Below are 9,283 nucleotides of genomic sequence, written 5' to 3' on the forward strand. Positions count from 1 at the left end.
GGATGTAGCTTGTTACTTCGATACCATTAGAAAGACGAACTCTGGCAATTTTTCTAAGAGCTGAGTTTGGTTTCTTAGGTGTAGCTGTCTTAACTGCTGTACAAACACCACGCTTCTGTGGAGAAGCTGTGTCGTTCATCTTCTTATTCAAAGAGTTGTAGCTCTTTAATAAAGCTGGAGCAGTAGACTTCTTAACTGCTGTCTGACGTCCTTTTCTTACTAACTGGTTAAATGTAGGCATTCCTATTTCACCTCCTGTTATTAGAATTACGTGTTAATCTGTTACACTTACATACAAAAAGGCACACTGTCCCCTTTACGCATGCCCTACTATTATATTCTCTAAAAAAATAAAAGTCAACAGTTTTTATATATTCCGTCCCCCGCTAATTTCACGTTTAAGTTTCTCCTCATAGGATACACCTGAATCATCTAACTCATCCTTAAACTTTTTAGCATAATCTATACTGTTTCTAATATAATCCCGTCTGTTTGTGGCACCTGATTTTAAATCATCATATAATTTTTCAATACCGCCTCTGGCATAGGCATTAAACCTTTCTAAGCACTCCTTTGTTTCCTCTGCTTTTCCATCATCAGTGTCATATCTGAAGGCTCTGTTTATACATTCTTTTTCATCTGACTTTGCTCCGTCTAATAATGTAATCAGTCTATATAAAAACATACAGTCCTGCTTATGCTTAGATACCGCATCAGCATATATTTTACCGGTATCCTGAATTGAATTATCCCTTGGAGCCTTAACATTATAAAGATATCCTACAACAGCACCGCAAAGATACACATCAATATACTTGTCAAATATTTTAGCATCATTTACCAAAAATTTGACGTAGGCAGAATGTTTTCCCCTTAAAAGAACGTCACCTTCAAATAGTCTTATTCTGTTATCTGACATTTTGTATCCTCCTTGATTATCTCTGAATATGTATCACTATGTTTCTCCAGTACGTAGCTTTTTGCGACTTTTCCTTCTATAACTTCCTTTGCATAACGCCAGTCCTTTTCCATTACAAACATTATTACCTGCTCTGCAACTCCCGGTAATTCCCTGGCAATATTTTTTATGTGAATTTCGTCAGCATTAGAGAAAGGTGCATCAAGTATCAATGGATATGATTCCCCTTTCATCTCCTTATCTCCAATTTGAATTTTCTGCTCTTTTGCCAAATCCACCAGTCCTGCAATGAAGGCAAAGTTTTTAACCCTTATAAGACCTTCAGATTCACCGGAAGTAACCAGTTCGTCTGAGCCTTCTGCCTTTGTATACAAGGTTGTCCTGTATTTGTCATCAATTTTTAACACACGGGTTCCACTATACATTCTGCTAAATATCTCATTTACCTTATTTTCAAGTTTCTCCCTTATTTGCATTTCCTCACTAATATAATAATCATCAAACCATTCTTTAATTGCTTCGGCATATGCCATATATCTGTTTATCTCTTTGTTCTTTTCATTTCTGGCAACAGATATATTAATTATTTTTTTAGCATGGTCTCTCTGCTCTTTATTTTTTGAGATTATAGATATACAGTTGTCTCTTTTTTCAGCTAAATCCTTTAATTTAATTTTAGTCTCATTTAATCTAAACTGGTATTTTCCTGCATCCTCTTTACCTGCAATTTCTTTTTCAATTTGCTTAACTCTGTCATTTGCTTCATTTATTCTTTCCGTAATATCAATCATTCTTTTTATTTTGCTTTGTAAGGACATATAAAAGCCGTCGTCTCTGTTTTGTCTGTTAAACAAATTAATTTCTTTCTTAAAATTTGCCACGGTAGTTCCTATTGATTCCGGCGGAACATATTTTAACTGCTCCATTAAATGAATATATGCTTCATTGCCATTTTCGACTTTAGTTCCGCATATGCATCTTCCATTTTTAATAATCTCCTTTATGGAATCAGCAGTTATATCTCTTATTCCCTTATCTTCTATGTCAGCGTCCTCTAAAACTTCTTTGGCCTTTTTATATAACGGCTGTGCCATAAAGAAAACAAACCTGTCACTAAACAGTTTCACATAGGCATCACATTCGCTTTCTAATTCATTGTCATTCAAAATTCTTCTCTGTTCTAACTGTTCCTTTTCTTTCTGAAGCTTTGTTGCATCTGCTAACGATCTTATTTTATCTTCTAATTCCTCCTTAATCTGTTGATATTTTTTCATCTCATCTTCAGTATTGTTTTTTACTTCTTCATATTTAGTTATTTCTTCCTCCGCTCTTTGAACCTCTTTAATGTATCTTTGTTCCTTTTCCGTACCTAAGTGCGTCCCTAAATCATTGTAAAATCCACCGATAACCGTAGTTTTTGATTCTACTTTTCCCAGGTGTTTTCTGGCATTTCCCATGGCATTTAAGCCTAAAAGACCCTTTACTGCCTCAGGCAAATCCTTTCTCTCTGCCACATTTTGAACCCGCTCAGTGTCAAATAGAAAATATCCTGATAATTCCTGCGGCATGATTTTGTTTATTATCTCTTTCCTGCTATCATCTTTTTCGACAGGATTGGTTCCTCCGGTGCTTAAATTCTTTGCAGACATTGTCAACATAGGCATTAATCCCGTAACTTTTCCTTCTATCTTTTTATATGCCTGCTTTCGTGTTATGGTATACTCAGTATTCTGGTGCTGTAATACTATCTCTACCATAACCTGGTCTAAATCCCCATTATACATATTCATTGCCACATCAAGATTTAAAAGCATGTCCGGATTATCCTGCCGTCTAAACATTACTTTATTGTAAAGGCACCAGTTAAACATTTGAAGCAATGTAGTTTTTCCAAATGTATTATTTCCTAAAATAATTGTTACATTGTTGTCCTTATCACAGGAAAAATCTATTTTGTTTTCCCCTTTAAATTGTCTGAAATTCTTGTACTTTAATGATTTTATAAGCATAAATTGTTCCCCCTAAAAATTTTTATCTGACAAAGCATCAATTATAATTTTTCTGATAGCGTCAACCATGCCACTGTCGGTTTTCTGTTTTGTCTTTAAATTATCTTCTTCTAATTTGTAAATATCGTACTTTATTTTCCAAAGTATCTCTTCATCTAACTGTGTTTCCTCCTGTAATTTCTCACTCATAAAACTCCTCCTCATCTAAATAGTTTATTTGGTATTTATCCATTAGTTCATATATAATCTCATCCGCTTCACTGGAATTTTCAGCTAATGCGGCAAAATCCTTCATTCTTTCAATTTCTCTTTTTACCAGAGACACTGACATTTTTACAATTGATTCGTTGTAGGAATCCACCCTATCTAATGGGATAGGTGACATTATAAAATCATATATATCTGCATACTTCTTTCCGGGACATTTTCTCAGTACCCTTCCCCTTCTCTGTATATATTCTTTGGGATTTGTACTGCTTGCCAAAATAAACGCCTTTCTGATACTTGGTATGTTTACACCTTCATCTAAACATCTTATGGCAATTAATGCCTGAATGCTCTCTCCCTCATCAAACTCTCTCTTTAAAATTTCACGTTTTTGTGCATCCTCCTCAGAGGTAAACTTCGCCACCTTCATATTAAGCTCAAGGCCTAAACGTTTCATTACAATGTCAATCTGTCTTTTTTCTTCTTCAAGAGGCTTTCCCTCTTTGTAGTCTACATCTTTCATGGTAGTAGCTCCGCAATATACCAATATATGATTTTCCTCCATATAGTCTTTCATTTCATCTACTAATGCATCAACCTTCTGCCTTGCTGCTGCCACTAATCTTGCCCGCTTTATTAAAAGCATTTTTGCCTGGTCACTTATTTCCTTCTTTTTGTTCCCTAAAATTAATTTTCCTATTTTCTTTGTCAGTTCCAGATAATCATTTAATTCTTCCGATTCAAAAGAAACCACCACTGGATGGTAGTAATATCTCACCAGCATATCATTTTCTATTGCATCCTTTAGGGAATACTCAATACATTTATTTTTAAAATAATTAAATAACTTTTCCGTGCCTGCACTGTCTCCGTGCCTTTCTAATGTTGCAGACAAAGCCAATCTGTATGGTATCTTTTCATCAAGGCACTTACTTAACTTCTCTGCTCCAAAATTGTGTGCCTCATCTACCAGTAACAAAGCCTTATCCTTTACACCTTCTATTATGTTTTGAACCTTTTTTGATGAATAGGTTGCATTGGTAAAAATCCCACACATATAGTCCGATGCACCAAATTCTAATGCCATACATGCGTCCTTTAACCTGGATGCCCAATGCTTTTGAGGTGAAGCACTGTGACATATAACCGGCTTTATATTAAAGCTTTCTATATCCTCTACCCACTGACTTACTAAATGCTGATAAGGACACACTATAAATATAGCAAGTCCTTTTCTTACATGTTGGTATAGTCTTACAACTGCCGATAATCCTGTCAGGGTTTTACCTGTTCCTGTTGCCATATCAAATATTCCTATGTAATTATTTATCTCCCATTGCTGTATGGCACTTTTCTGATAATCTCTTATGCTAAACCATTCAGGAAAAGCCGGCCCCTCTTTTAGTTCTTTTCTCCCGTTATTTTCTGACTGATTCCAGTCTTCTTTTCTGTCTAAACTTAAATCTATTTCACTGCTTTTTCGATATTCAAAAAGTTTCTCCCTTGAAGCCTCCGGAAAATCCATTATACGTATGTGAGGTTCATAGTCATTCCACATTGCATCAAAGTTAACCTTTTTATTCATTACCCGCTGTCTTTCCGATTCCCCCTCCCATGATTTATAAACATCAATATTTTCCATATTGTATGAAAACGCCGTGGTACTTTCATTCATAGAACCGCTAAATGCTACAATATTTTCCTCATAGTCATATAGCAGTCCCATTTTTTCATGATACATTCCAATACCTGCTTCATTTTCCACAACTGCTATTTTTATTTCAAGAACATTTGCAGCTACCAGATTAGCCAGCAAATCAAGCCTTCTTTCCTCATATTCGTTTTCCGGTTCCAAAATAGCTTTATTAATGCTGTTTGTAATAACACTTTTCCGTTGCTGTAGCCCTTTCTCTATTGCCTCTACGTCTTCCCCGGATAATTTAGGAGAAGCAATCAACCGGATTTTTCCTCCGTTTTCTACCAGACCTGATATGCCCTTTGATATTTCAATTAATGCTGTGGATGAAAAAAATCCCACTGCCCTTTCATATAATTTTGCCTTACTTAATAAAGGATAATAAAAATCTTCCACCATATTATCATTAAAAGAACGGTATTCCTGTTTTATTTCTATATCTTTAAAGCTCATAAAAAATTCCCCTTAGTATTCCTCTGCTATATCCCTTACAGCCTTTACAAAACCATCTATTTCTTCTTTTGTGGTAAACTTTCCAATACTTGCCCTTACCACTCCCAGGTAATCAGTATCCTTTAAATGTTTGTGAATTAGTGGAGCACAATGATATCCTGTTCTCACTGCCACGTCATAATCCACATCCAAAATCATTCCTGTTTCAGACGCCTTATAGCCTTCTATATTAAAAGGTACAATTCCAACGGAATTAACATTCCCTGTTACATACAATTTAATGTTATGTATTTTTTCAAGTTCCTTTGCCAAATAATTTCCCAGCTCTTTTTCCCTTAAAAATAATGTTTCAACTGCTTCATTATCCTTTATTTCATCAAGAGCTGCGTTAAGTCCTGCTGCTGCCACCACATTAAAACTTGCCGGCTCATATCCTTTAATGCCCTTATCAGGCATCTCCAGATTAAGGGAGTCAGTTCCGGTTCCCCCTGATATATATTTCCTTAAATTATTTCCACACTTTATAAAAAATCCGCCTATTCCCAAAGGTCCATACAAGGTTTTGTGCCCTGCAAACACCATATAATCAATATGTGTCTGCCCCAAATCTATAGGAACTAATCCCAATGACTGGGATGCGTCCACTACCACTGTGGCTTCGTATTCCTTAGCAAGGTTAGCTATTTCATTAACAGGCAATATATAACCTGTCACATTACTCACGTGACATGCAAATACCTTTCCCGGAATATCCTTGGAGAACATATACTTTGTTTTTTCAATATCTATTGTTAAATCCTCATTAAGAGGCAGTTCAACTATATTAAATCCATATATTTTTTCTGCAGCATGCAAAGTTCTCATTACGGCATTATGCTCAAAGGCAGAAACATAAACATTCTCCCCCTCCCTAAAGGAAAGTCCCATAATCACTTCGTTTAAGGCTATAGTTGCTGAAGGGGTAAGTACCACATTATAATCGTCACTGCCTCCTGCTAACTTAAGAAGTTTATTTCTTGTTTCATCTATTATATTTTCCGCTTCCTTCGCCTCACTGTATCCTCCTCGTCCCGGGTTCATTGCCAGATTTCTGTTGGCAAAATCCATTGCCTTATATACCTCTTCCGGTTTAGGATATGTAGTTGCTGCATTATCCAAATATATCAATTTATTACCCCTCTAATAATTCCTCTATGGTCTGCATTAAAACTGACAGCTTTTCCTTTGTTTCCAGTGCGTCTCCAAACTCATCCAACGCCTCTGTTATGGCATTTTTTAAGAAATACCCTGTACTGTCGTCTAAATTTGCATCGTAATATTTCTCTACCTTATTTCCATTTCTGTCTGTAAAGCTTAATTTACTTTCACCTTTATCCTCTTCCCCGTTAAAACTTTCCAGACTATTTTTAATTTCTTCTATAGAAACTAAAAACTTATCTTTTGTAAAATCATTCCAGTCTTCAATATAAATTCCACTTACTGCCTTTGCCAGCCAATTGGCAATCTCTAACTCGTCATTTATATCCAAGTCCCTTATAACATTAATAAAACCTGATGTATTTTCATTCCACACCTGTTTAAAGGCATTATTTTCTATGGTTTTATACCAGCCCTTAAGGCATGGTGCCAAACTTTCTCCCGGTGCGACGCTCCAGATTTTCTTAATATTTCTGACAACGTCCTCCTTCTCCCTTAAGGCAAAGGAATTAAGATATTCAACTATCTTTTTCATTTTAACTATACAGGCTTCAAAGCTTTTTTCTTCTCCACCTAATATGTTTAAAACTTCCTCAAAGAGAATGTCCCTTGGATTAAGTTCAATATTTCTAAACAGATTTCTAAATCTGTAATATTCACTTCCAACGCAATTTCTTTTGGTATTTATGGTAATCTGCGGGAGATTCCTATACCATTCCTGAATTTTAGCAACAATATTTCCCAGCCTGTTTTGTCCCGAAACATTATCCATATGGAAAATATTTTCAACTGCCTTTAAATATTTTTCTTTTTCAAGACTTTCCTTTTCCGTGTATAAAAAATACCTGTCAGGATTTAAATTTATATTTTCAAACACATTACTTGTAATTTCGATTTCCTTATCAGACAAATAAACAACAGGCATATCTTCCATTGCCATAAATTTTCTTGCTAAATAAATAGGTATAACTCCCCTTCTGACACCGAAGCTTTCTCCCTCTAAAACATCATAAAGTTCCTTAAAAGATACTTTTTCTCCCGCTGATTTCATAATAAATCCGTCAATTTCCTTATTTATCAGCTCTACGCCCTTATCCACCGTTTTCTCATTATTGTTTTCTAATAATCCTGTATGAACCACAGTAGCCCTGAAAATGGTAGCTTCCGGACTTGTTCCTTTGTTGTATCCTATGCAGTCATCATTATTTAGAATATTATCAATTATTTTCTGACGTGCTTTTTTAATCTGCGCCGATACATTTGTACGGTTAATAAGCTCATTGTTGATTTTTGGTGCCATGTTGTAGTAGCTGCTGCATATTCCACTTAAAAATCTGTTAAAGGCTCTCTCTGACTTTATTTCAGGTAACGGTTCGCAGTAAAAAATTCTACACTCCCCATTTTCAGGCATATAGCTTTTCTCTAAAAAGCTGTTTATTTCAAAAATCAAATCCTCTTCATATAACTTAAGCTCTGATAATAAAACCTGATTATCCTCAATAAACCTGTCATTTTTAATAAGCTGTTTTACTGCAAGAAGTTTTCTGATATTTTTATCCTGAACAAACCTGTTTTCAGGGTAAATAACCACAATTCTTTTATCATTTAATTTGTTTACCTGATGTATAATTTTCTCTGTGTCATCCTCTCCTGCATTTACTATAGCCACAATAATGCCGTCTGCCCTGTATTCCTCAAAAAGATATTCCGCCTTCGTTACCTTTTGAAACTGTTCAGGACTCATAAACACATATCTGAAAAACCTGGTCATGGTAAACTTCTGATTGTACTGTTTAGGAAGAGCAAAATCTAATTCGGAAATTTTCTCTATTTCCTTTGGAATATTCACTTTTCCCGTGAAAGAATTTACAACCTTTTCTATCTCTTTTTCTATATCAACACCTACGTTATGCTTAAAGGCATAGGTACCCATTTTTATTCTGAAAATAATAAGACCTTTTTTCTCTAATTTATCCACAGTCTTATTGAAGCTTTCCCTGTTAAGCCCTGATGCTAACCATAGCTTTTCTTTTACTATAGGCAATTCGTCCGGCTTTCTTATGATTCTAAACACCGCCAATGTTTTAATTATCCGTCTTTCTTCCTTTGACTCTGCTTTATTTAAGGCATAGTCCGCCTGTAACCATTCATTATGTATCTCAGGCATACCTTTATTTTCCCTAAAGAGGTTTTCAAAATAATCATATACCACATCCACCCCTAACATTTCGTTTTTATCCAGCAGGTTAATAAGACTTCCATGCTCATCATTTGCCAGAAATGTAAATACACTTCTCTCATTTTGGGCAACCTTGGCACTAATATTAAAAAGACAGTAAGAGGTAAGGGGTAAAAGTGGGAAACTTCCCCAAGCCACTATTTTCATATATTCTTCCATTGTAAAATTGCTTTGAAAATACGGTGTATTATATGACTTTTCAATTATTTCCTTATAAGTATCATTCTCTTTTAAAAATGACTCATATTCTTTTTTGCTTTTTGATACAACATGTCCTATAATTTCATAATTATTTACCGGAAATACTACAAAACGCTCTTCCTTTAAACGTCCCTCTACCCCCATAAAAGCGTTTATCATTTCTTCCGGCATGTCTTTTCCGTATTCTTTTATGCTTTTGTGGGCAACAAAAGTAATGTGGAGCTGGTACTCTTCATTTTTCTGAGCCAATTCACACATATCCTGTAATATTTTCATGTCTCTTGAAAAAGTGTCCTGCTGATGTCCTTCCACATACTTACTAAACTCATCAAAAATAACATAAATTCCACTGTATCCTTTTA

Annotated in this window: 6 protein-coding genes and 1 pseudogene; all 7 read right to left on the minus strand. The window is 35.1% G+C overall.

Translation table 11 applies throughout. The features are described from left to right. A pseudogene (locus Q5O73_RS08810) lies at nucleotides 1-241 on the minus strand (30S ribosomal protein S12); the annotation flags it as partial. Nucleotides 242-367: 126 nt separating this feature from the next. After that, nucleotides 368-919, minus strand: a complete 552-nt coding sequence (locus Q5O73_RS08815; protein ID WP_118589748.1) for a hypothetical protein — start codon at nucleotides 917-919, stop codon at nucleotides 368-370. Further along, a complete protein-coding gene (locus Q5O73_RS08820; protein ID WP_302669501.1) occupies nucleotides 901-2,928 on the minus strand; it encodes an AAA family ATPase in 2,028 nt (675 codons plus the stop codon). Before Q5O73_RS08820 ends, Q5O73_RS08815 begins: the two co-directional genes overlap by 19 nt. A gap of 12 nt (nucleotides 2,929-2,940) precedes the next feature. Further along, entirely contained in the window at nucleotides 2,941-3,117 is a 177-nt protein-coding gene (locus Q5O73_RS08825; RefSeq protein ID WP_021951961.1) for a hypothetical protein, read from the minus strand. Beyond that, nucleotides 3,110-5,284, minus strand: coding sequence for a DEAD/DEAH box helicase family protein (locus tag Q5O73_RS08830; RefSeq protein WP_302669502.1), 2,175 nt, complete (start codon nucleotides 5,282-5,284; stop codon nucleotides 3,110-3,112). Before Q5O73_RS08830 ends, Q5O73_RS08825 begins: the two co-directional genes overlap by 8 nt. Before the next feature lie 12 nt (nucleotides 5,285-5,296). Then, nucleotides 5,297-6,451, minus strand: a complete 1,155-nt coding sequence (locus tag Q5O73_RS08835) for an aminotransferase class V-fold PLP-dependent enzyme (RefSeq protein ID WP_302669503.1) — start codon at nucleotides 6,449-6,451, stop codon at nucleotides 5,297-5,299. A gap of 4 nt (nucleotides 6,452-6,455) precedes the next feature. Then, a partial coding sequence (locus Q5O73_RS08840; RefSeq protein WP_302669504.1) for a hypothetical protein occupies nucleotides 6,456-9,283 on the minus strand: 2,828 nt, incomplete at its 5' end.

The organism is Eubacterium sp. AF15-50 (assembly GCF_934835595.1).
GTDB classification, from domain to species: Bacteria; Bacillota; Clostridia; order Lachnospirales; family Lachnospiraceae; genus Eubacterium_G; species Eubacterium_G segne.

Excerpts from the sequence above, each read along its gene's own strand:
- Q5O73_RS08815 (WP_118589748.1), bottom strand. The coding sequence starts at position 919 with ATGTCAGATAACAGAATAAGACTATTTGAAGGTGACGTTCTTTTAAGG.
- Q5O73_RS08820 (WP_302669501.1), bottom strand. The coding sequence starts at position 2,928 with ATGCTTATAAAATCATTAAAGTACAAGAATTTCAGACAATTTAAAGGG.
- Q5O73_RS08825 (WP_021951961.1), bottom strand. The coding sequence starts at position 3,117 with ATGAGTGAGAAATTACAGGAGGAAACACAGTTAGATGAAGAGATACTT.
- Q5O73_RS08830 (WP_302669502.1), bottom strand. The coding sequence starts at position 5,284 with ATGAGCTTTAAAGATATAGAAATAAAACAGGAATACCGTTCTTTTAAT.